At 63.0% G+C, this 22,787-nt stretch carries 19 protein-coding genes and 4 tRNA genes; 12 read left to right on the top strand and 11 right to left on the bottom strand.

Annotated features, from left to right (window positions below):
* The first annotated feature begins 19 nt into the window (after positions 1–19).
* Positions 20–874 carry a carboxylate/amino acid/amine transporter gene (locus J9885_RS13010; RefSeq protein ID WP_210549702.1) on the top strand — a complete coding sequence of 285 codons (855 nt, stop codon included), beginning with the start codon at positions 20–22 and terminating at the stop codon, positions 872–874.
* 74 nt (positions 875–948) lie between these two features.
* Here J9885_RS13010 and J9885_RS13005 read toward each other — a convergent pair whose 3' ends face one another.
* Positions 949–1,812, bottom strand: coding sequence for a sensor domain-containing diguanylate cyclase (locus J9885_RS13005; protein ID WP_167576816.1), 864 nt, complete (start codon positions 1,810–1,812; stop codon positions 949–951).
* Between the two features lie 423 nt (positions 1,813–2,235).
* Positions 2,236–2,949, bottom strand: a complete 714-nt coding sequence (locus J9885_RS13000) for a 3-deoxy-D-manno-octulosonic acid kinase (RefSeq protein WP_043763711.1) — start codon at positions 2,947–2,949, stop codon at positions 2,236–2,238.
* A 139-nt stretch (positions 2,950–3,088) separates the two neighbouring features.
* Between J9885_RS13000 and J9885_RS12995 the strand changes: the two genes are divergently transcribed.
* From J9885_RS12995 to J9885_RS12960, 8 genes are all read left to right on the top strand, one after another.
* A complete protein-coding gene (locus J9885_RS12995) occupies positions 3,089–4,189 on the top strand; it encodes a glycosyltransferase family 9 protein (protein ID WP_246876944.1) in 1,101 nt (366 codons plus the stop codon).
* A 255-nt stretch (positions 4,190–4,444) separates the two neighbouring features.
* On the top strand, positions 4,445–5,071 hold the full coding sequence (gene gmk / locus J9885_RS12990) for a guanylate kinase (protein ID WP_043763682.1): 627 nt from the start codon (positions 4,445–4,447) through the stop codon (positions 5,069–5,071).
* Between the two features lie 79 nt (positions 5,072–5,150).
* Complete coding sequence (gene rpoZ / locus J9885_RS12985) at positions 5,151–5,426, top strand: DNA-directed RNA polymerase subunit omega (RefSeq protein ID WP_005307060.1); 276 nt, start codon at positions 5,151–5,153, stop codon at positions 5,424–5,426.
* A 135-nt stretch (positions 5,427–5,561) separates the two neighbouring features.
* Complete coding sequence (gene spoT / locus J9885_RS12980; protein WP_210549701.1) at positions 5,562–7,679, top strand: bifunctional GTP diphosphokinase/guanosine-3',5'-bis pyrophosphate 3'-pyrophosphohydrolase; 2,118 nt, start codon at positions 5,562–5,564, stop codon at positions 7,677–7,679.
* Between the two features lie 107 nt (positions 7,680–7,786).
* Positions 7,787–8,518: a tRNA (guanosine(18)-2'-O)-methyltransferase TrmH gene (trmH, locus tag J9885_RS12975; RefSeq protein ID WP_210549700.1), complete on the top strand. Its 732-nt coding sequence runs from the start codon at positions 7,787–7,789 to the stop codon at positions 8,516–8,518.
* Positions 8,518–9,180 carry a CatB-related O-acetyltransferase gene (locus J9885_RS12970; RefSeq protein ID WP_210549716.1) on the top strand — a complete coding sequence of 221 codons (663 nt, stop codon included), beginning with the start codon at positions 8,518–8,520 and terminating at the stop codon, positions 9,178–9,180. The genes trmH and J9885_RS12970 overlap by 1 nt, the downstream gene beginning before the upstream one ends.
* Positions 9,177–10,217 (top strand): alpha/beta fold hydrolase, encoded by a 1,041-nt coding sequence (locus tag J9885_RS12965; RefSeq protein ID WP_210549699.1) that lies wholly within the window; start codon positions 9,177–9,179, stop codon positions 10,215–10,217. The genes J9885_RS12970 and J9885_RS12965 overlap by 4 nt, the downstream gene beginning before the upstream one ends.
* A gap of 93 nt (positions 10,218–10,310) precedes the next feature.
* Entirely contained in the window at positions 10,311–11,123 is an 813-nt protein-coding gene (locus J9885_RS12960; RefSeq protein ID WP_210549698.1) for a Cof-type HAD-IIB family hydrolase, read from the top strand.
* A 48-nt stretch (positions 11,124–11,171) separates the two neighbouring features.
* Here J9885_RS12960 and J9885_RS12955 read toward each other — a convergent pair whose 3' ends face one another.
* A complete protein-coding gene (locus J9885_RS12955; RefSeq protein WP_043763717.1) occupies positions 11,172–11,486 on the bottom strand; it encodes a hypothetical protein in 315 nt (104 codons plus the stop codon).
* A gap of 211 nt (positions 11,487–11,697) precedes the next feature.
* Here J9885_RS12955 and J9885_RS12950 point away from each other — a divergent pair, with 211 nt between their 5' ends.
* The gene (locus J9885_RS12950; protein ID WP_210549697.1) at positions 11,698–13,341 is read left to right on the top strand and encodes a methyl-accepting chemotaxis protein; all 1,644 of its coding nucleotides are present in this window, start codon (positions 11,698–11,700) and stop codon (positions 13,339–13,341) included.
* Between the two features lie 4 nt (positions 13,342–13,345).
* Here J9885_RS12950 and J9885_RS12945 read toward each other — a convergent pair whose 3' ends face one another.
* From J9885_RS12945 to J9885_RS12935, 3 genes are read right to left on the bottom strand one after another with little or no spacing between them, the layout of a single operon-like run.
* A complete protein-coding gene (locus J9885_RS12945) occupies positions 13,346–14,623 on the bottom strand; it encodes a sigma-54 dependent transcriptional regulator (protein WP_043763701.1) in 1,278 nt (425 codons plus the stop codon).
* Positions 14,607–17,060 (bottom strand): ATP-binding protein, encoded by a 2,454-nt coding sequence (locus J9885_RS12940; protein WP_210549696.1) that lies wholly within the window; start codon positions 17,058–17,060, stop codon positions 14,607–14,609. The genes J9885_RS12945 and J9885_RS12940 overlap by 17 nt, the downstream gene beginning before the upstream one ends.
* A complete protein-coding gene (locus tag J9885_RS12935; RefSeq protein ID WP_349237391.1) occupies positions 17,057–18,289 on the bottom strand; it encodes an ABC transporter substrate-binding protein in 1,233 nt (410 codons plus the stop codon). The genes J9885_RS12940 and J9885_RS12935 overlap by 4 nt, the downstream gene beginning before the upstream one ends.
* Before the next feature lie 340 nt (positions 18,290–18,629).
* Between J9885_RS12935 and J9885_RS12930 the strand changes: the two genes are divergently transcribed.
* Positions 18,630–19,967, top strand: a complete 1,338-nt coding sequence (locus tag J9885_RS12930) for an MFS transporter (RefSeq protein WP_043808845.1) — start codon at positions 18,630–18,632, stop codon at positions 19,965–19,967.
* 67 nt (positions 19,968–20,034) lie between these two features.
* Positions 20,035–21,525: a pyruvate kinase gene (pyk, locus tag J9885_RS12925; RefSeq protein WP_210549694.1), complete on the top strand. Its 1,491-nt coding sequence runs from the start codon at positions 20,035–20,037 to the stop codon at positions 21,523–21,525.
* Between the two features lie 30 nt (positions 21,526–21,555).
* Here the strand turns inward: pyk and J9885_RS12920 are convergent, their stop codons facing one another.
* The 5 genes from J9885_RS12920 to J9885_RS12900 all read right to left on the bottom strand — a co-directional run bounded on the left by J9885_RS12920 (position 21,556) and on the right by J9885_RS12900 (position 22,697).
* Entirely contained in the window at positions 21,556–22,023 is a 468-nt protein-coding gene (locus J9885_RS12920) for an RICIN domain-containing protein (protein WP_210549715.1), read from the bottom strand.
* 224 nt (positions 22,024–22,247) lie between these two features.
* Positions 22,248–22,324 (bottom strand) — tRNA-Pro (locus J9885_RS12915).
* A gap of 64 nt (positions 22,325–22,388) precedes the next feature.
* Positions 22,389–22,474: transfer RNA gene (locus J9885_RS12910), tRNA-Leu, on the bottom strand.
* Between the two features lie 20 nt (positions 22,475–22,494).
* Positions 22,495–22,570, bottom strand: a tRNA-His gene (locus J9885_RS12905).
* A 50-nt stretch (positions 22,571–22,620) separates the two neighbouring features.
* A tRNA-Arg gene (locus J9885_RS12900) sits at positions 22,621–22,697 on the bottom strand.
* Between the last annotated feature and the right edge of the window lie 90 nt (positions 22,698–22,787).

Below are 22,787 nucleotides of genomic sequence, written 5' to 3'. Positions count from 1 at the left end.
CTGACGACAATTCAATCACATGAACTACTTGATAGGGGTTACCCTGCTCTGGTCCTTCTCCTTCAGCCTGATCGGGGTCTACCTCGCCGGCCAGGTGGATGCCTACTTCTCCGTGCTGACCCGCATCGTCCTCGCCAGCCTGGTATTTCTCCCCTTCCTGCGCCGCCGCTGGCTGCGGCCCGACCTGGTGATCAAGCTGATGAGCCTCGGCGCCATCCAGCTCGGCATCATGTATCTGTTCTATTACCACTCCTTCCTGCTGCTGACGGTGCCCGAGGTGCTGGTGTTCACCATCTTCACCCCCATCTATGTCACCCTGATCCACGATCTGCTGGAGCGGCGCTTCAAGCCGGTCTATCTGTGGGGGGCCCTGCTGGCGGTGCTGGGGGCGGCCGTCATCCGCTTCGACGGGCTCACCGAAAGCTATGTGCTGGGATTCCTGGTGGTACAGGGGGCCAACGTCTGCTTCGCCCTGGGTCAGGTCGGCTACAAGGTGCTGCTGGCCCGGGAGACCGAACAACCCCCCCAGCTCGCGGTGTTCGGTTGCTTCTATCTGGGAGCCCTGGTGATCGCCCTGCCCGCCTGGTGGCTGCTGGGCCAGCCCCAGTACCCCACAAGCAACCTGCAATGGGGCATCCTGCTCTGGCTGGGGATTGGCGCCTCGGGACTTGGCTACTTCCTGTGGAACAAGGGGGCAACCCTGGTCAGCAGCGGCGTGCTGGCCATCATGAACAACGCCCTGATCCCGGCGGGTCTGCTGGTCAACCTGGTGCTCTGGGGCAAGGATACCGACCTGCTCAGGCTCAGCCTTGGCGCCCTGCTGATGCTGGCATCCCTCTGGGTCTGCCAGCGTCAGCGGGTCAGTGAAGGCTGACGGAAAACGGGCTCGCTCAGGCGGGGCCTCTCTGGATTCGCAGATGTTCGTGGTGAGTGAGCGCTGACTGAAAATCAGCCGATGACTGTGTTGTGCTCCCGCTTCGCCTGGCCGTGGCAGGAGGCCAGGCGCGCCAGCAGATGATCGAGCTGCTCGGCACTCTGGCTCTGCACCAGACCGATGCTGACGGTCACCGGGCGCTGGGGCAGCAGGCTGGCATCGGCTATCTCCAGACGCAGCCGCTCGGCAATTTCCAGACCGCTCAGTCGATCGGTCTGGGAGAGCATCAGGATGAATCCGTCCTCGTCCCAGCGGGCGAAGGGATCCTCCCGCCTCAGCTCGCGGCGGACCATGCGAGCCAGTTTGGCCAGCATGGCGTCACAAGTAGCCTCGCCAAACAGCTGCAGGATCTTGCTGCGGTGATCCACGCTGAATTGCAGCAGACAGAAACTGCCGCTTTCACTGGCCAGCCGCTCATCCAGCAGCATCTCGAAATGGCTGCGGCTCTCAAGCCCGGTGAGCGGATCCGTGTCGTGGCGATCCTCCAGGGGCGCCATGGCAGCATCCAGATGGCGCACCACCCCCAGCAACTGCCCCCGCTCGTCGCGGCGCATCCGCTCCTCCAGCCGAATGTAGTGGCCCTGATGATGCAAGATACGGTACTCGAGCCGCACCCCGCTGCTGCGCCCCTCCTGGCAAGCCGCCATGGCCTCGGCCAGACGGGGGCCGTCGTCCGGGTGCACCCGGGCCAGCCAGCCGAGATCATCCAGCTCTCCCCCCTCCAGCCCCAGTAGCTGCAGACAGGAGGGATCGCGCCTCAGGCCCTGTTCGGCCGACCAGGTCCAGATCCCGGCCTCCAACATCGCCATGGCCTGCGCCATCAGCGTCACCTCAAGGGGGGTGGTGATCTCTACCCAGGGAGTCTCATACCTTTCCATCACGCGCCTCGAAACCGGATCTGAATATCTGAATCTAACATTCTCAATAAGTAACATTGGCGCAGGCGCCGAGCAACCGCGCCAATGTCAGCCCCTCAGCCCCCCGCTCTTGTCCACTTCAAGATATCAGGTCCCAGCAAAACGCCATTCACCTTACCCTGATAATCGGCCATCAGTGCCTGCCAGCCTTCAGACACGAAGTAGCAGAGGAACTCAGCCCGCCTTGCCCTGATAACCGGCCATCAGTGCCTGCCAGCCTTCAGCCACGAAGTAGCAGAGGAACTCAATTCACCTAGCCTTGATAGCCAGCCATCAGCGCCTGCCAGCCTTCAGCCACGAAGTAGCAGAGGAACTCAATTCACCTAGCCTTGATAGCCAGCCATCAGCGCCTGCCAACCTTCAGACACGAAGTAGCAGAGGAACTCAATTCACCTTGCCCTGGTAACCGGCCATCAATGCCTGCCAGTTCTCCGGCACGAAGTGGAAACTGGTATGCAGCTGGGACTCCTTGTTGAAGGAGCGCAGCAGCCGCTCCAGGTTAGCCTGTTGCCAGCTGCCGGGTGCGCGGATGGCCCCCTTGTCGAAATCGATCACCCACACCTTGCCCTCCTTGTCGAGCAGCAGGTTGTGGCTGTTGAGGTCCGCGTGACAGACACCGGCATCGTGCAGCCGGCGCACCGTCTGCCCCACCTTGTGCCACACCTCGGCGGCCAGCGGCCCCAGCTTCAGCAGGGCCACCAGATCCTTGGCCCCCCGGATGCGCTCGATCAGGATGTCGGCCCGGTAGAAGGGCCCCTGCTTGACCATGCGTGCCGCAAACGGGCGCGGCACCGGCAGCCCCTGCTCGCTCAGGGTGGCCAGCAGGCGGTATTCGGCCATGGCCCGACTCGACTCCACCCCTTCGAACCAGAAGCGATCCCGCACCAGCTTGCCCACCATGCCGCCACGGTAGTAGTGACGCAGCACCAGATGGCGCGACTCATCCTTCACGAACCAGGTCACCCCCCGACCGATGGCGCTCCCCACTACCTGGCGATGGGTCTGCCACCAGACCGGGTCGAACAGGGAGGGGGAAGGATCGCGGAAGGCACCGTCGGCATACCAGCAGATCTGGTTGTGGGTGGTCTGTGTCAGCATCATGAAAATTCCGGTCGGTAGTGGGACGCAGGGCATCCCGTCAGGGGACTGTGCCGGTCGGGCAACTGGCGCAATTTTACAATCCACAAGGGAGTTTGCATAATGCCATCCATCCATTTTGCCATCGTTGCGCCACATCATGCCGCTGTTCCAAACGCCGCCCTCATCCATCTGCATCCTGCGTCTCTCCGCCATCGGCGACTGCTGTCACGCGCTGGCGCTGGTGCGCGTCATCCAGCGGGCGTGGCCAGAGACTCGCATCACCTGGATCACCGGCAAGATTGAGGCGACCCTGTTTGCCGACCTGCCCGGTGTCGAGGTCATCCCCTTCGACAAGAGCAAGGGCTGGCGAGGCTATCGCGAGCTGTGGCAAACCCTCAAGGGACGCAGGTTCGATGCCCTGCTCCATCTGCAGGCAGCCTTGCGAGCCAGCATCGCCACCTTGGGGATCCGCGCCAAGGTCAAACTCGGTTTTGACCGGGAGCGGGCCAGCGATGGCCAGTGGCTGTTCACCAACCACAGCGTGCCATCCCCCGCCTCTCCCCACGTGCTGGACGGCTTCCTCGCCTTTGCCAGGGAGCTCGGCATCCGGGATCTTACCCCGGACTGGCAACTGCCCATCAGCGCCGAACACCAGGCCTGGGCCAGGGAGAAGGTGGGCGGCAAACCGACCCTGCTCATCTGCGCCGCCGCCAGCAAAGCCTTCAAGAACTGGACGGCGGCCGGTTATGCCGCCCTGGCGGATCACGCCGCCAGCCGGGGCTTTCAAGTCTATCTGTGCGGCGGACCGGCCAAGCTGGAACGGGATCTGGCTGCCGATATCCAGCAGCTGAGCCAGAGCAAACCGGTGGATCTGGTGGGGCAGACCAATCTCAAGCAGTTGCTGGCACTGATCAAGGAAGCCAGCCTGGTGCTGGCCCCGGATACCGGCCCCGCCCACATGGCCACCCTGGTGAGCACTCCGGTGATCGGCCTCTATGCCCACCATAACCCGGACCGCACCGGCCCCTATCTGTGCCGCGACTATCTGGTCAGCGTCTATCAGGAGCTGATTGAGCAGGAGACCGGCAAGCCCCTGGCCGAGCTCGGTTGGCGCACCCGCCTCAAGGATCCGGACGCCATGGGCAAGATCACCCGCGAGCGGGTCATCGCCGCGTTCGACCGGTTCTGTGCCGATCGCCAGCTGCTGCCAGCGGCGGGCAATTCGGAAATACCGAGCCCTGAGGCAGGGATAATCTGATGGCTCTCCCCCGGCAGCAGGGGCAGAATGGCAACCAATGTGGGTAACGCTCCTGCAGCAAGCTACGAATACTTTGATCGGCTGGAATATGATTCCGGCCGTTTTTTTATCCGCCCCCATCTGCTAACATTCGCCGCCTTTACATCCCCCTGATTCTGACTTTTCCGCGTTTTGCGTTTGGCTGTCTCCCTTTCGGGCACAAGACGGCGGCCTCTGCTACAACCAAAACTCGGGTCATCGATTAAAGGTAATGACATGGCGCAACAAGGCACTCTCTATATCATCTCCTCCCCGAGCGGGGCAGGTAAATCCAGCCTGCTCAATGCCTTGCTGACCAAACACAACGGTGCGGGCAAGATGCAGCTCTCCGTCTCCCACACTACCCGCGCCACCCGCCCCGGCGAGGAACACGGGGTGCACTACCACTTCGTGCAGGTGGAGGAGTTCAAGGAGTTGATCGAGCGCGGCGATTTTCTGGAGTGGGCCGAAGTGTTCGGCAACTACTACGGCACCTCCCGCGCCGCCATTGAAGCCTGCCTGGCTCAGGGGATCGACGTCTTCCTCGACATCGACTGGCAGGGTGCCCGCCAGATCCGCGAGTTGATGCCGACCAAATCCATCTTCATCCTGCCCCCCAGCCGTGAGGAGCTGGAGCGCCGCCTGATCGGCCGTGGCCAGGACAGCGTCGAGGTGATCAAGGGCCGGATGGAGAAAGCCATTGCCGAAATGGTGCACTATGACGAGTATGACTATGTCATCATCAATGAAGACTTTGAGCAGGCACTGTTCCAGCTCAGGGCCATTATCGAGTGCCAGCGACTGGAATTGCGCCAGCAACAGCAGGCCCAGCAAAACTTGCTGAAACAGCTACTGGCAGAGTAAGCCAAAAACAAGTAAACTTTTGCGTCATTTTTAAACACCGCTTTTTCAATCACAGAAAGCCCAAACACTGGAGTCCCGCATGGCCCGCGTTACTGTAGAAGATGCTGTAAAACAGGTAGGTAACCGTTTTGACCTGGTGCTGGTCGCCGCGCGCCGCGCCCGTCAAATCGCGGTACAAGGCAAGGATCCCCTGGTCGACGAAGAGAACGACAAGCCGACCGTGATCGCCCTGCGCGAGATCGAACTGGGTCTGGTCAACAACCAGGTGATGGATACCCAGGACCGTTACGAGCAGCAAGAGCAGGAAGCCGCCGAGCTGGCTGCCGTCGCCGCCATCGCCGAAGGTCGCGGCTAAGTCAGTCGTTTCCCATAGTCGGCGCCCGCCCGGGTGCCGGCTGTTATCCCCATTTACAACCGCTCGAAAACCTCGCAAACTCGAGGGCATACCCTCAATTTCACGGATTGCCGTTTAACCGCTGCGGGGACTGTCTTGTATTTATTTGAAAACCTTAAAGAAATAGCCAGTTCCTACCTGCCAGCCGAGCAGGTCGAGAAGCTCAGGCAAGCCTATGTGGTGGCCCGCGATGCTCACCAGGGGCAGATGCGTTCCAGCGGTGAACCCTATATCACCCATCCTGTTGCCGTGGCCCGCATTCTGGGCGACATGCGCCTCGATCACGAAACCCTGATGGCCGCCGTGTTGCACGACGTCATCGAAGACACCCCGGTCACCAAGGACGACCTGGCCGAGCTGTTCGGCAATGCCGTCGCCGAGCTGGTGTCCGGTGTCTCCAAGCTCGACAAGCTGAAGTTTCGCGATCGCAAGGAAGCCCAGGTCGAGAACTTCCGCAAGATGATGATGGCCATGACCCAGGACATCCGGGTCATCCTGATCAAGCTCGCCGACCGCACCCACAACATGCGCACCCTGGGTTCCTTGCGCCCGGACAAGCGCCGCCGCATCGCCCGGGAAACCCTCGAGATCTTCGCGCCCATCGCCAACCGCCTCGGCATTCACACCATGAAGAACGAGCTGGAAGAGCTCGGCTTCGAAGCGCTCTATCCCATGCGCTCCCGCGTGCTGCGGGAATCGGTGCGCCGCGCCCGCGGCAATCGCCGCGAGATCATCGACTCCATCCAGAGCGAGATTGAGGGCCGCCTGCGGGAAGCCGGCATCGACGCCCAGGTGAGCGGTCGCGAGAAGAACCTGTTCTCCATCTACAACAAGATGGAGAAGAAGGAGCTGCAGTTCCACGAGGTGATGGATATCTATGCTTTCAGAGTGAGAGTGAAAGACATAGACACCTGCTACCGGGTGCTTGGGCAGATGCACAGCCTCTACAAACCGCGCCCCGGCCGCTTCAAGGATTACATCGCCATCCCCAAGACGAACGGCTACCAGTCCCTGCACACCTCATTGGTGGGGCCCCACGGGGTACCGGTCGAGGTGCAGATCCGCACCGAGTTCATGGACCAGATGGCCGACAAGGGGGTCGCCGCCCACTGGGCCTACAAGCAGGATGGCGACAGCTCGGGCACCACGGCCCAGATCCGCGCCCAGCGCTGGATGCAGAGCCTGCTCGAGCTGCAACAGAGTGCCGGCAGCTCCTTTGAATTCATCGAGGGGGTCAAGACCGACCTCTTCCCGGACGAGATCTACGTCTTCACCCCGGAAGGCCGCATCATGGAGCTGCCCGCCGGCGCCACCCCGGTGGACTTCGCCTACACGGTGCACACCGACATCGGCCACGCCTGCGTCGGCTCCCGGGTCGACCGCCACCCCTATCCCCTGAGCAGCCCGCTACACTCGGGTCAGACGGTGGAGATCATCACGGCACCGGGCGCCCGTCCGAACGCGGCCTGGCTCAACTTCGTGGTGACCACCAAGGCGCGCTCCAAGATCCGCCAGTTCCTCAAGAACCTGCGCACCGAGGAGTCGGTAGTGCTGGGCCGTCGCCTGCTCAACCATGCGCTGGGTGCCAAGAATATCGAAGACATCCCGGAAGCCCGCGTCAAACAGGTGCTGGCCGACACCAAGCACGAGAACCTGCAGGGCTTGCTGGCCGACGTGGGTCTCGGCAATGCCATGAGCGTCATGGTGGCGCGCCGCATGCTCGGTGACGAGCTGCCGCCGGAAGAGCAACCGAAATCCAATAGCAAGAAGATGCCGATCAAGGGTGCCGACGGCATGCTGGTCACCTTCGCCAACTGCTGCCGCCCCATCCCGGGGGATGCCATCATCGCCCACATCAGCCCGGGCAAGGGTCTGGTCATCCACCAGGAGTCCTGCCGCAACATCAAGGGCTACAGCAAAGAGCCGGACAAGTACCTGCCGGTGCAGTGGGAAGTGGACAAGGAGCAGGAGCAGGAGTTCCGCACCGGCATCAGCATCGAGATCGTCAACCACCAGGGCGCCCTGGCGGAGCTGGCCAACGTGATTGCCGCCACCGGCGCCAATATTCACGCCATCAGCACCGAGGAGAAGGACGGCCGGGTCTATGTGGTCACCCTGCTCATCACCACCAAGAGCCGGATCCACCTTGCCAACATCATGCGCAAGATCCGGGTCATGCCCAACGTGCTCAGGGTGAGCCGACAGAAAAACTGAACACAGGCGGCGCAAGCCGCCTGCTGCTTTTCAAGAGACACTAATGGCCCCATGCAGCAGGCCACCAGCCTTGTTGCATGCACCAGCATCACGACATAGAAACCGATATGACTCCTGAACGTTTCAAGCGCATCACCGACATGCTGGCCCAGCGCCAGCTCGACTTGACCGTCTGCATGGAAGAGGTCCACAAGCCGCACAACCTAGCCGCCATCGTGCGTACCGCCGATGCCATCGGCATCCACAGGGTGCACGCGGTCTGGCCCAAGAGCTGGATCCACAAGCGCAAGGGCACCGCCCGCGGCAGCCAGAACTGGGTGGACGTGAAGCTGCACCCGGACATCGGCAGTGCCGTGACCGAACTCAAAGCCTCCGGCATGCAGATCCTGGCGACCCACCTTTCCGAGAGCTCGGTGGACTTTCGCGCCATCGACTACACCAAACCCACCGCTATCCTGGTGGGCCAGGAGAAGCACGGCATCGGCGAAGAGGCGCTGGCCCTGGCCGATCACCATATTGTCATCCCCATGGTGGGCATGGTGCAGTCCCTCAACGTCTCGGTGGCGGCCGCCGCCATCCTCTACGAGGCCCAGCGCCAGCGCGAGCTGGCCGGTTGCTATCAGCGCGGCTGCCCGCTCAGCCTGGAAGAGCAGAACACCATCTTGTTCGAGGGGGGCTATCCCGTCTATGCCCAGCTCTGCAAGGAGAAAGAGATGCCCTACCCCCAGCTCGGCCCGGCCGGCGAGATCCTGGCGGACGAGCGCTGGTGGCAGCAGATGCAGCTGACCCGCAAGGGGTGGGCCGCGCAACAGGAAGAGGATGAATGGCAGGATCAGTGATGGAGAATCCCTTTGGCAGCTGGCTGGAATCCCAGGTCATACGGGATAACCTGACCAACCCCAATATCGAGGCCGGGGAGTACAGCTACTACTCCGGCTACTACCACGGCAAGCCATTCGAGGATCACTGCGTGCGCTACCTGCTCGGTGACGGCTCGACCCGTGACACCTGGGAGAGCGGCGTCTGGGGCGAGGTGGATCGCCTCATCATCGGCAAGTTCTGCTCCATCGGATCCGGTGCCACCTTCCTGCTGGCAGGCAATCAGGGCCACCGCATGGAGTGGGCCTCCACCTTCCCGTTCGATCCCGGTATCTTTGGCGAGGGGGTGCAGAGCGGCTTCCAGCGCAAGGGGGACACCCGGGTCGGCAACGACGTCTGGATAGGCTCGGAAGCCATGATCATGCCGGGCGTCACCATTGGCGATGGCGCCGTGATCGCCACCCGCGCCGTGGTCACCCGGGACGTGCCGCCCTACACCATAGTGGGCGGCAATCCGGCCAAACCGATCCGTCTCCGCTTCGACGAGGAGCGGATCGCCATGTTGCAAGCCATGCAGTGGTGGGACTGGCCGCTGCCCCGTTTGCAGGCCGCCATGCCTCTTATCTGCTCGAGCGACATAGCGACGCTCTACCACCATTGGCGAGAGGAGCTTGCCCGATGAAATATTTCTCTCTTCCCCTGCTGGCCCTGACCCTGTTTTCTGCCGGAACCCTTGCCGTGAACAACCCCTATCAGCTGACCACCGAAGCCGACGTCCCCGCCCTCTATCAACAGACCCTGCCCGACTTCTGGCGTGAACATGCCGTGGAGGGGGAATTCAAGGGCAAGGACGGGATCGCCATCCGCTATGCCGCCCTGCGCCAGCCCACCGTCGATCGCGCCATCCTCATCGTCAACGGCCGGGTCGAGAGCTATCTCAAGTACCAGGAACTGGCCTGGGATCTGTGGCGTCAGGGCTACAGCCTCTACCTCATCGACCATCGCGGTCAGGGGATGTCCGGGCGCATGCTGGCCGACAAAGAGAAGGGATATGTCGACCAGTTCGACGACTATGTGCTGGATCTCAAGCAGTTTCACGACGAGGTGATCCTGGCGGACAAGCCCGCCAGCCTCTTCCTGCTGGCCCACTCCATGGGCGGCGCCATCTCGGCCCGCTATCTGGAGCGCTGGCCTGACGACATTCGGGCCGCCGTGCTCTCCTCCCCCATGATGGGCATCAACCTCGGCGGCCTGCCCAAGTGGCTGGCCAAGGGAGTAACGGCCACCATAGGCACGGTCGGCGGCTGGTTGGGCGAGCCCCCCTACGGCCCGGGCCAGGGGCCCTATCAGGATCAGGGCTTCGCCGACAACGAGCTGACCCACAGCACGGCGCGCTATCAGGCCTTCCGCCAGATCTACGAGCAGCATCCCCAGGTCAAGCTCGGGGGAGCCACCGCCCACTGGATCCATCAGGGCATTACTGGGGCAGATGCGGCGATCGCCGATGCCGGCGCCATCAGGACGCCGCTGCTGCTGCTGCAGGCTGGCGAGGACAGCGTGGTGGACAACGCGGCGCAGGATGCCTTCTGCGCCAGGGCCAGGTGTGAGGGAGGCAAGCCGCTGCGCATCGAAGGCGCCTGGCACGAGCTCTTCATCGAGGCGGATCCCCAGCGCCAGGCCGCGCTCAACGCGACTCTGGCCTTCTTCGCACGCCACTAACACCTGGTTATTTTTTGTATCCCTAAATAAATGGGGTCGCGGGAGCGGTTGCTGTACACTGCTCCCGCTTTCATTCGTAACCCCGAGGTGATGATGTATAAGGTCGTTGTATCCGATCTCGATGGCACCCTGCTCAACAAGCAGCACCAGATCTCCCCCCGCACCCGTGACACCCTGCACCGTCTGGTGGAACAAGGCGTGAAGTTCGTGGTGGCCACCGGCCGGCACCATGTGGACGTGCGCAGCATTCGCGATGCGCTCGGCCTCGATATCTACCTCATCACCTCCAATGGCGCCGTCGTCCACGACAAGCAGGATCAGCTGGTCTACAACCAGGCGCTGCCGGAGAACGTGGCGGCCGAGCTGATCGCGCTGGAGCGGGATCCCTCCATCCACCTCAACGTCTACTACGGCGACGAGTGGCTGGTGGAAGAAGAGCTGCCCTGGTTGCTGCAGTTCCATCACGACTCCGGCTTCACCTATCGCCTGGCGGATCTCGCCAACCACCCGATGGACAGGATCAACAAGGTGTTTTACATCGGCGACCACGAGAAGCTGCTGAAGATCGAGGCATATCTCAACCAGCAATATGGTGATCGGATCAACGTCACCTTCTCCCTGCCGGACTGTCTCGAGGTGATGCACGCCGGGGTGCACAAGGGCAATGCCGTGCGCGCCGTGCTGGAGCAGCATGGGCTGGAGATGTCCCAGGCGGTGGCCTTCGGCGATGGCATGAACGACTTCGAGATGCTGAGCATGGTGGGCCGCGGCGTGGTGATGGGTAACGCCCACGATCGCCTCAAGCTGGCCCTCACCGGGCACGAGCAGACCCTGAGCTCCGATGAGGATGGTGTCGCCGTCTATCTGGAGCAGCTGTTCGCCCTCGGGAAGATCACCGCAGCCTGATCCCCTCGCCATGGATACCACACCGGGTGGTCTCCATGAGCTCGCCGGTCAACGCTCGAAGCTGTGACCGCACCCCTGACAACGGTATTGCCGGGAGATCTGGCGATCCAGGGTGCGGCCCAGCCACAATCCAGCTCCGCCACCGGTCGCCCCGCCCAGCAGGGCACCACCCAGCGCCCCCGCGATGGCACCGAGCGGCACGCCTATCCCCCCCAGTGCGGCCCCCATGCCGGCCCCCACCTTGGCAAAGCTGGCTGCGCAGGCAAAACCGCCAGCGGCCCCGCATCCCAGCGCGCAGGCTCGCCCTACCCGCTCATCCAGTGCTTTCTCGACCCCTTCCTTCAGACATTTCGGACATCTCATGATGCGCCCCCTCTGACCGGCAGAATAGAAAACCTGTTCACTCCTTGAACAAGTTTCGCTCCGATCGGCATCGGCTGCACTCGATTATGTGCCGGTAATAACTCAAATTTTTCTGGCTCCCGTCCGATTGCGTGACACCCGTATGAAGCCTACCCATTCCCTTGGCCCGATAATGGAACGTCACTCCCCTCCCCTTGCGAGACTCACCGTCATGACACTCCTCCATCATTTGTCCCTCACGACCAAGACCCGTCTGCCCGTGGTGATCGTGTTGATCATCATGTCCAGCGTGGTCGCCGTCGCCTACACCAGCTTCACCGAACAACTGCGGGTCAACCGCACCGTCGTCGAGCAGATACTGCCGGTACAGGATGCCCTGGAGGACGCCTATCGCGACCTCTATCAGGTCATCGCCGCCGGCCAGGGTCTCATCGTGGGCGGTCTCGGCACCGACAATGTGGCGCACCAGAAGGCGGAGTTTCTTGATAATGGCCACAAGGCGAGGGACAGGATCAGCCAGGTACAGACCCTGATCGACGCGGGCCTCATCGGCAGAGAGCATCAGGCCTCGCTGGACCTCATGCTGGCAGAGTTCGATCGCTGGCTCGCCCACTATCAGACCGTCTTTGCCGATCCCCACGGGAACAGCCATCAGCTCTCCAGCCAGTTCCAGACGTCACAACAGCAGTTCACTCTTATCCGTCAGCAGCTCAACCAGCTCAAGGATGCCATCGAGCAGTCCCAGCAGCAGCTCAGGCAGGAGGTCGAGGCCTCGAGCCAGCACGCACAGCAGGTGCTGGGCCTGGGCACCCTGATCGCCATTGTGCTGGCCCTGGTGCTCACCTGGGCCGTCACCCGGCTCACCCTCAAGCCCCTCGACCAGATGCAGCGGGCCCTGGAGGACATCGCCCAGGGTGAGGGGGATCTTACCCGCCGCCTCACCCTCACTTCCCGCGACGAGATAGGCACCCTGGGCGCCACCTTCAACCGCTTTATCGGCCAGGTCCACAGGATTGTCGGCGACGTCAGCCAGACCGCCGATGCGGTGCAATCCGCCTCCCGCCAGCTGCACGTCCTGATGGAGGAGATGGTCACCCATGCCGAGGAGCAGCAGCGCCAGAGCGATCAGATTGCCGCCGCCGTGGAGGAACAGAGTGCTACCAGCGCCCTCATGGTGACCCACGCCAGCCGGACCGAGCACGCCTCCGCCGAGGCAGCCGGCCAGGTACAGAGCGCCACGACGGACCTGATGAACACGGTCACGGCGATGGAGTCCCTGGCGCGGGACATTCACGTATCGGAGCAGGGGATCCAGCGACTGGAACAGGATGTCGGGCACATTTCATCGGTGCTGGAGGTGATCCGCGGCATCGCCGAGCAGACCAACCTGCTGGCACTCAACGCCGCCATCGAAGCGGCACGAGCCGGAGAGCAGGGGCGCGGCTTTGCCGTAGTGGCCGACGAGGTGCGCACCCTGGCCAGCAAGACCCAGCACAGCACGGGGGAAATCCAGCAGATGATCGAGCGGCTGCAGCAGGGCAGCCAGCAGGCGGTACAGAAGATGGGGGCCAGCAGCCACAGCGGGACCCTGGCCGTCAGCCAGGCGCACCAGACCCGGGAGAGCCTGGGTCAGATGACCCGGGCCATCACCATCATCAACGAGATGAACACCCAGATAAGGGACGCCGCCCATGAACAGAGCGGCGTCAGCACCGAGATCAACCGCAACCTCAGCGTCGTCACGGGCAACGGCCGCGCCATGCTGGAGAACCTGGAGCGCATTCGCCAGACCTGTGGCCAGCTCGAGGGCCAGAGCCAGCAGCTGGCCACCCGGGTACAGCAGTTCAAGATCTGATGGCTCAGCCGGCGGGCTTGAACTGCTCCTTGTCGAGGTTGTGCTTCTTCATGCGCAGATAGAGCTTCTTGCGCGGGATGCCGAGGTACTGGGCCGCCTCGGTCACCCGTCCCGAGAACAGGAACAGGGTGTCCTCGATAACCCGCCGCTCGAACTCCTCCACCAGATCGTCCAGCGGCTCCTTGGCATTGGCGAGGGGAATGGCCCGCTCCGCCCCGGCCAACTTGACGATGCCCACCGCATAGAGCTCGGCCACGTTGCGCAGCTCCCTCAGGTTGCCCGGCCACTGGTGGCGCTTGAGGGTCTCCAGATAGGCGCGATCCACCGCCGGCACCGGCTTGCCAATCCGCTTGCACCCCTGGCGCAGGAAGGTGCGAAACAGGGGGATGATGTCGCAGCTGCGCTCCACCAGGCGGGGCAGCTTGAGCCGCACCTGGGAGAGGAAGTAGTAAAGCTCCGGCATCAGCTGATGCTGCTCCACCAGCCCTTCCGGTGACTCCTCGAACAGCGCTATGGTGCGCAGCGACTTGCCTCCCCTGCGCTCCTGCTCCAGCAGATGGTTGCCGAGCCAGCGCTGGCACTCGGCCGTCAGCCGGGCCGGGGACTGCAGCACCAGGGTGCCCTGATCGGCCTGCGCCAGGCTCTCCTGCACCTCGGCCAGCGAACTGGCCGACACGCAGTCGTGCAGATGGAAGGCCTGCTCCCTGCGGGCGCTGATCTTGTGCAACAGCTGCGCCAGGGTGTGGCGCCCCGAGCCCGCAGGCCCCTCCAGCATCAGGTCCTTGTCGGTCTGGGCCAGCTGGTTGATCTGGTTGCGGATGGCGACGATCTGCGGGCTGGTCCCGATCAGCTCGTCGTCGATCGTCTCCTGGATCTCGTTGCGCCGCGCCAGCACCTCGCTGCGCTGCTTGCAGGCCCGCTCCAGCAGCCCCAGCAGGGCCTGCGGGTTGAGCGGTTTCTCCAGGAAGTCGAACGCCCCCTGCTTCACCGCCTTCACCGCCAGGGGGATGTCCCCATGGCCGGTGATCATGATGACCGGGATCTCGGCATCGATCTCGTGCACCCGGGTCAGCAGCTCCATGCCGTTCATGGCGGGCATGTAGATATCGGAAACCACGACACCGGGCCACTGGCTGGCCAGCAATTCCAGCGCCTCGTGAGGGGAGGTGGTCGCCCTGGGCTGATAGCCGGAAAGCCGCAGCAGGTGACAATAGGATTCCAGCACGTCCTCATCGTCGTCCACCAGCAAGACGTTGGCCGGGCGATTACGGGGTAGCAACATCGACAGACTTCTCCTCATTCAAGAACACTTCTGATTCGGCCCCCTCCTGCGGCTTGGCCGACGGGGGGTCGCCAAACTCCAGGATCACCATGGCCCCTCCTCCCAGGGCGGAGCCCAGCAGGATCCCGGCATCACAGCGGGCCAGCAGGGAGCGGCAGATGGTCAGCCCCAGGCCCAGCCCCACCTCCTTGGAGGTGGTGAAGGGGGTAAACAGTCTGGGCAGTATGGCCTCGCCAAAACCGGTGCCGCTGTCGGCGATCCCGATCTTCAGCCGGCTGCCACGCTGCTCCAGCAGCAGCAGACGGATTTCGCGCCGCTCCCGTCCGGCGACGGCGTCCATGCCGTTGACCAGCAGATTGACCAGCACCTGCTCCACCAGCACGGGATCGGCCTCGATCCAGAGCCCGGCGGGCAGCTCATTCTTCAGGGTACACCCCTCCCGCTTGGCCCGGGTCTCCAGCAGCAGCAGCGCCTGCTCCGCCAACTCCCCGAGTTCGAGCCTGACCCGGGTCTCCTCGGTCGGCGACTTGCGGGCGAAATGGCGCAAGGCGTTGATGATGCGGCTCATCCGCTGGACGAGCATCTCCATCTTGCCGAGATCCTTGTCCAGCATCTGGATCTCTCCGGCCCCGAGGGCGGTCCGGCTGGTGTAAAGGTACGTCATCATGGCTGACAGGGGCTGATTGAGCTCATGGGCAAGGCTGGTCATGGCCTGCCCCACCACCGCCATCTTGGCCGCCTGGATCAGCTCATCCTGGGTCTGCAGCAGGTTGCGCTGGGCCTGCTGGCGCTGCACCACCTCCGCCGCCAGCAGGCGGTTGTTCTCGGTCAGCTCGCGGGTGCGCTCCTCCACCAGCTGGCCCAGTTCCCTGGCGGTCAGCTCCTGGCGGGTCACATCCGTGACCGTGATGATGAAGCGATGACCGCGCCCCTGCTCGAAGCGGCGCAGATTGAAGTGCAGGAAGCGCGGGGCCTCGTCGGGCCCGGTGGCGACGGTGCATTCGCCGTGCCCCAGCCGGTGCAGCGGCTGATCCGGCTCAAACTGGCTGGCCAGCACGGCGCCCGCCTCCTCGGGGAAGACCTGCCACAGAGGCAGATCCGCCCTGATGGTTGCCTGCCTGAACAGGGTCAGGGCGCTCGGGTTGACCGATTCGATGGTGCCGTCCGGATAGCAGGTGATGAGGCAGGCCTGGGTGTTGTTGATGAGGTTCAGGGCGTTGGTGCGCTCCATCTGCTGCAACTGCTGGCAGAAGTGGCGCAGGCTCTCCCCCAGCTGGCCAATCTCGTCCCGCCCGCCGGTCTGGATAGGCACGTCCATCTTGCCGGCCGCCACCCGGGCCAGATCCTGGCCCAGCACATCGAGCCGTCCGATCAGTCGCCGCCCGATCAGCACCACCAGCACGAAGATGCTGAGCAGGATGACGAGCGCCAGCACCACCAGGATCACCAGCTTGCCGGTCGCCACCATCTGGCTGCTGTTGTGGCCGAGTACGTGGAGGGAGCTGTTCGCCTCGCTCACCGTCTCGCTGACCCGCTGGTGATAACGCGAGACGGCGTCGTCCAGCTTGGGGCGCAGGGCCATCAGCCGCTGGTGAGTCAGGGCATCGGCCTGCAAGAGCCGGTGCAGCTGGCCATCCGGTTTCACCAGGGTGACGATGTCCTGCAGGATCTGGCGATAGCTGACGGTCGAGGGGTACTCGGCCAGCCGGTAGGTGAGCTCGTCCATCTCGTCGATCTTGTAGCCGATGAACAGGAAGGCGCTCTCGAGATCCTGCTGGTAGCGCTGGTCAATCACCTCGCTGACCAGTGCCTGCAGCTCGTTCTCCTTGAAGGTGAGATCCTGCAGGGCAGAGAACTCCTTGATGACATTGCCAAATTCGCTCATGTCGTCGGAGCTGGTCACCATGCTGGTGAGGTGCCACTCCACCTCCTGCAGCAGGGGCGCCACGTCGTCCACCAGATCCTGATGCAGCCAGTTGCTGCGCTTTTGCAGCTGCTGCAGCGTCTCGGCATGGGCGATCTGCTGCTTCAGGTAGCGGGCGTGATCCGCCACCAGGGCGCTCAGCTCCGCAAAGGCCTTCTGCCTGGCCTGCACCTCGTCATCGCTCTGCAAGCCCAGCAGGTAAGCCTGCTGGATATCCTGCAGCGTGGTGGAGACCGAGAGGGAGAGCCGCTTGTACTGTACCGGATCCCGGGTGTCGCGCAGCTGCGCCAGCAGCAGCAGCAGGCGGGAGCTGGCCCGCTCCAGCTGGTAGGCGCTGCCGACGGCGGGCAGGCTCTCCCTGACGATCAGGTTGACCTGCTGCCCCAGCCTGTCCCACACCATGTAGGCCGCCATTCCCATGATCCCGGTCAGGGCCATGATGGCCAGGAAGGCGAGGATCAGCCGCCGCCCCAGGCTGCTCGGCAGACGCAGGCTGCGTCCCAGGCGGCTCATGGCTTGCCGGCCTGTTCGACCAGCCGCAGCGCCTCGTTCAGCCGCGCCTCCGTCGTCTGGCGCCACTGGTGCATCACGCGCTCGGCCTGCGGGTTGCCCTGCTCCCTGTCATACATGCCGTCAAACAGCGCCAGCAACGCCGGATCCCTGGCCTCCCGCTCGCTCAGCGGCGGCGTGCTCGCCAGCAACTTCGCCTGTTCGAGCAGCCTGATCCGTTCGGGATCGCCGCGGGTATCCACCCCGTTGATCCCGCGCCAGGCCAGCTTCAGACTCGGCAGCTGCTGGGTGATGGTCTGCTCGAACAGGGCCTTGAGCAGCCCCGCCCGCCGGTAGAGCAGCCCCTTGTCGGTCACGTAATGGGTCTGCCTCGCCAGGTCTGGCTGGCTCAGGGTGGTCTTGGCCATGCCGGGGGTGCCGATGATCCCCTGCCCTTTGTCGGAGAGCAGGTACTGGATGAACAAGGCGCCGTTCTTAGGGTTGGCCGTGCTGCGGGGCACCCCGAGATAGGTCGGCAGGATCACCGAATCCGCCATGGTGCTGAAGCCGATGTGCTTGAAGAGTGCCTGGCTGTTGAGGGCATAGCTGTCGATCACGGGGCCCGCCCCGGCCAGGCCGCGGGCGATGCCGTCGCTCACCCCGAAGCTGCGCGCCGTGATGGCGGACAGGTTGCTGCCCAGGCGCATCAGCAGGGCCCAACCCCGATCCCAGCCATATTGTTGCAGTATGCTCTCCACCATCATGTGGGTGGTGCCGGACTGGGAGGGGGAGCTCATCATGACGTGGCCCATGAATACCGGCGACGCCAGCTGCTGCCAACTGGTGGGCTGTGGCAGCTGATATTTGGCAAGATAGTGGCGGTTATACATGATGCCACTGCTGGAATATCCCACCACCGCCACCTTGTTGCTTAATCCCAGGGTATGGGGACTCAACCAGTCCGGTGGAATGGTGGTCGTTGGCAAGGGGGCCAATAGCCCCTCTTTGTCGAGTGTGTTAAAAAAGGTCGGTGACGATGACATGATAATATCGACCGACTGTGCCTCCCCCTCCGCTAATAAGCGCAGTGACGGGATGGTTCGCCGATATATCACCTCGACCCGGATATCAGGATATTGCTGAACGAATCCGTCTATCACCGATTTGACCGGCGTCTCCGAGAAGGAGGTGAGGACCGTCAGGGACGCGGCCTGGGCGGCGCCAATGGGCAACAATATTGCCGCCAGACTCACGGGCAGCAGTCGAGAAAATAGAGACATGGGATCGGTCTGCTCACTCTCAAAAACGGATTATGTGCGGTACATCTAATATTTGGTTTTTCACCTTGTTTTTATTAGAGGGGAGATGAGCCAATTCTGACCCATCTCGCTCCGGCGATATGACTATTGTTATTCATCGCTTATCAATAAGACAGTCAGAATATGTCATTTCTGACCCGTGCTTTTCCCTCACCCGGGTCACAACTGACCCATTTTTGGCCTTTTGCCGCCGCAATTTCTCCCTTCTTATCATGGCAACCGCGCTCAGAGCTCCCTCTGAAACCATGCTGCCAAAATAGAAACGGAGAACACCATGTTCAACTTCTTCAAGACGCGAGCAGACCTGCCGGTCATGGATGCCTCGCCAGATAAAATTCGATCAATTTACCGCAAGTACCAATGGCAGGTCTTCCTGGGCCTGGTACTCGGTTACGCCATGTTCTATGTGGTTCGTATGAGCCTTAACGTGGTCAAGAAACCCATGCTGGACTCCGGCGTGGTGACCCTGGAAGAGCTGGGCGTCATCGGCTCCGCCTTCCTGTTCACCTACGCCGTCGGCAAGTTCTCCAACGGCTTCCTGTCCGACTACGCCAACATCGGCCGCTTCATGTCGGTGGCCCTGGGTCTGTCGTCCATCTGTACCATCCTGATGGGCATGAACACCGCCACCTTCTTCCTGGTGCTGATGTGGGGCCTGAACGGCTGGTTCCAGTCCGTGGGCTCGGCGCCGTCCTGCGTCTCCATCTTCCAGTGGTTCTCGCCCAAGCAGCGGGGCTCGGTCTACTCCATCTGGGGCGGCTCGCGCAACATCGGTGAAGGCATCTCCTGGATCCTGACCGCCACCGTCGTCAGCTACTTCGGCTGGAAGGCAGGCTTCATCGGTGCCGGTATCGCCTCCCTGATCGCCGCCCTGTGCATGTACCTGGTACTGAAGGATCGTCCGCAGACCTATGGCCTGCCGGAACCTGCCGTTGCCTTCGGTGAAACACCGGAAATCGCCAAGAAAGTGGACCCGGCTGAAATCCGCCGCGCCCAGCTGTTCATCCTCAAGCAGCCCGCCGTCTGGCTCATCGCCGCCGCCTGTGCCTGCATGTACATGTCCCGCTACGCCATGAGCTCCTGGGCCGTGCTCTACCTGCAGGAGCAGAAGGGTTACAGCCTGATCGACGCCGGCTTCGCCATGTCGGCCTACCCCATCGCTGGCTTCCTCGGTGCCATCCTGGCCGGGATCATCTCCGACAAGGTGTTCAACGCCAACCGCCACATCCCGACCCTGCTGTACGGATTGGCCAACATCGCCGGCATGTGCCTGATGTTCTGGGGCCCGCAGAGCCGCATGATGGACGCCGTCGCCCTCGCCCTGATCGGTTACGCCATCGGTGGTCTGGTGGTCTTCCTGGCCGGTCTGACCGCCTGTGACCTGATGCCCAAAACCGCGGTCGGTGCCGTGAAAGGCTTCATCGGCCTGTGCTCCTACATCGCCGCCTCCGTCCAGGAGCTGGTCTCCGCCGCGCTCATCAAGACCAGCGAGATCGACGGTGTGACCCACTACGACTTCAGCAGCGCCCAGTACTTCTGGCTCGGTGCCTCCGTGGTCTCCATGCTGCTCGCCATGACGGTGTGGAACGCCAAGAAAGTCGTCAACTACTGATATTTGCCCATAAAAAGGGTGGTCAAGTGACCACCCTTTTTTCACGTCGTCGCAACAGGAGTATCCCATGCGCAAGACCAAGATTGTTGCCACTCTGGGCCCCGCCAGCTCATCGGACGCCATGGTGGAGAAGCTGATCCTGGCCGGAGCCAATGTCTTTCGGCTGAACTTTTCCCACGGCACCGCGGAGCAGCACCTGGCGCTGGCCACGCGGATCCGCACCATCGCCGCTCGCCTCAACACCCATGTCGGCATCCTGGCCGACCTGCAGGGGCCCAAGATCCGCATCGCCTGCTTTGCCAATGACAAGATCCAGCTGCAGAACGGCGACACCTTCGTGATCGATGCCAGCCTCGGCAGTCATCAGGGGGATCAACACAGGGTCGGCACCGACTACCCGGCGCTGGTCCATGAGGTGCACGCAGGCAACACCCTGCTGCTGGACGATGGCCGCATCCAGCTGCACGTCGAGCGGGTGGAAGGACAACAGGTCGTGACCCGCGTGCTGGTGGGCGGCCCCCTCTCCAACCGCAAGGGCATCAATGTGCTGGGCGGTGGCCTGAGCGCCCCGGCCCTGACCGCCAAGGACAAGGAAGACATCCTCACCGCCCGCCAGCTGGAAGCGGACTTCGTGGCCGTCTCCTTCCCCCGCAGCGCCGCCGACCTCGAGGAGGCGAGAACCCTCATCCGCGCGACCGGCAGCGAGGCGGCCATCGTCGCCAAGGTGGAGCGAGCCGAAGTGGTGGCCTCTGTCGAAGCCATGGACGAGATCATCCGCGCCTCTGACATCATCATGGTCGCTCGCGGCGATCTGGGGGTGGAGATAGGGGATGCCCGCCTGCCGGGGGTGCAGAAGAAGCTGATCAAACGCTGCCGCGCCCTGGGTCGGCCCGTCATCACCGCCACCCAGATGATGGAGTCCATGATCGGCAACCCCATGCCGACCCGCGCCGAGGTGCTGGACGTGGCCAATGCGGTCATGGATGGTACGGACGCCGTGATGCTGTCGGCCGAATCGGCGGCGGGGCTCTATCCGGTCGAGGCGGTCGAGGCCATGGCGCGCATCGCCCTGGGTGCCGAACAGGAGATGGACCCCGTGCAGCCACGCTGGCGCAGGGAGCACGGCCAGGCCGACCACTCGGGTCGCTGCATGGCGCTGGCCGCCATGACCTCCGCCTTCAGCCAGGATCGCTCCTGTGGCATTGCCGTGCTGACCAATCAGGGAGAGGCGGTGATCGCCATCTCGCGCGGGGGGCTCAACAACCCGATCTGGGCCCTGTCAGACAACCCGCAGCTGCTCAACCAGATGACCATACTGCGCGGGGTCAAGCCGATCCTCTTTCAGGCACATGCGTCCCAACCCCAGCAAGACCAGCTGATTGCAGCCCTGCAAAAGGCCGACCAGCTCGAGGGCATCCACTCCCTGCTGATCAGCCGCCTCGACTCCCTCGAAGGGGCCGGGCACGAGGATGTCTGCCGTCTGGTCTCCCTGACCGGCGTCGCCCCCCAGCCCGTCCCGGTCGCCCCCACCGCGGCCTCCCACAGCCACCCCCATTGAGCTGACGCGATCTGGCATGGATGACACGCCTCAACGGATGAGGCTATTCAGCTCCAGTCGATCCAGCAGGTTCCCTTCACGCTGCCACTGGAAACTCTGGTTGGCGCCCCCGAAGCAGTCGGCCAGCCGCAGCGGCGTGCCGGCCTTGTGGCGGCGCCCCGCCACATCCAGACAGAGACCGGCCTTGCGGTTGAACAGGCGATCCTCCTGCCACTGCCATTGGCGGCTCCCATCCTCGCATCCGGCCAGGGTCAGCTCGCTGCCACCGCTGGCGACCAGGCAACGCTGCACCAGTTGCAGGGCGCCTGCATCCCAGCCAAATTGCTGGCGGACACTCAGGTCACAGGGCTGGGTGACCAGCCTGTCCCGGGTATCGAGGGCCACGCAGAATCCCCCGTCGGTCACCAGCGCCGAGACCGGAGGAGCGCTCTGCCTGGGAGCGGCCTCCATCCGAAGTTCCTGGGGTTGGGGATGGTAGGTGCAACCAGCGAGGGCCATGACGACCAGCGCCAGGGTGCTGGTGCAAACAGAAGGAAGGGATTTGGGGCATGCGAGCCAGAAAGGGTTCAATCACGAATGTCCATATGCCGAGGATCTCTCCCCAGCATACCCGACCCCAGTGCAGGAAAGAGCCGACAGAAATGTAACCGGGCGTGACAGATAGGATGGAAAGTGGACGACAGAAAGCAAAAAACCCCGCCAAGGCGGGGTTTTTCAGAATGTGGTCGGTGATAAAGGATTCGAACCTTTGACCCTCTGGTCCCAAACCAGATGCGCTACCGGGCTGCGCTAATCACCGAAAATATTTTTATTCTACAAAAAACAAAGACGACCATGCGGTCATCCTCGTTATACAGCAAGTATGGTGCGAAGAGAGGGACTCGAACCCTCACACCCGGGGGGCACTAACACCTGAAGCTAGCGCGTCTACCAATTCCGCCACCTTCGCGTACCTGACAAGCTGTAAAATGGGGTGGCTGATGGGGCTCGAACCCACGACAACCGGAATCACAATCCGGGACTCTACCAACTGAGCTACAGCCACCACAGCTGTTTTCGTTCTTCAACTCGCCCGTTTAACCGGCGCACTTTTGATGGTGCGCCCGACAGGATTCGAACCTGTGACCTCTGCCTCCGGAGGGCAGCGCTCTATCCAGCTGAGCTACGGGCGCTACGCTGTCGAACGGGGCGCATTATTGATGATGACGCCAAGCTTGTCTACTCTTTTTTTGAGACATAAAACCAAGTGATTGTTTTTCAGT

Source organism: Aeromonas sp. SrichE-2G (assembly GCF_017939565.1).
Lineage (GTDB): Bacteria > Pseudomonadota > Gammaproteobacteria > Enterobacterales > Aeromonadaceae > Aeromonas > Aeromonas taiwanensis.
Note: the sequence above shows the minus strand (reverse complement) of the source record. Positions and strands in the feature narration are given on the sequence as shown.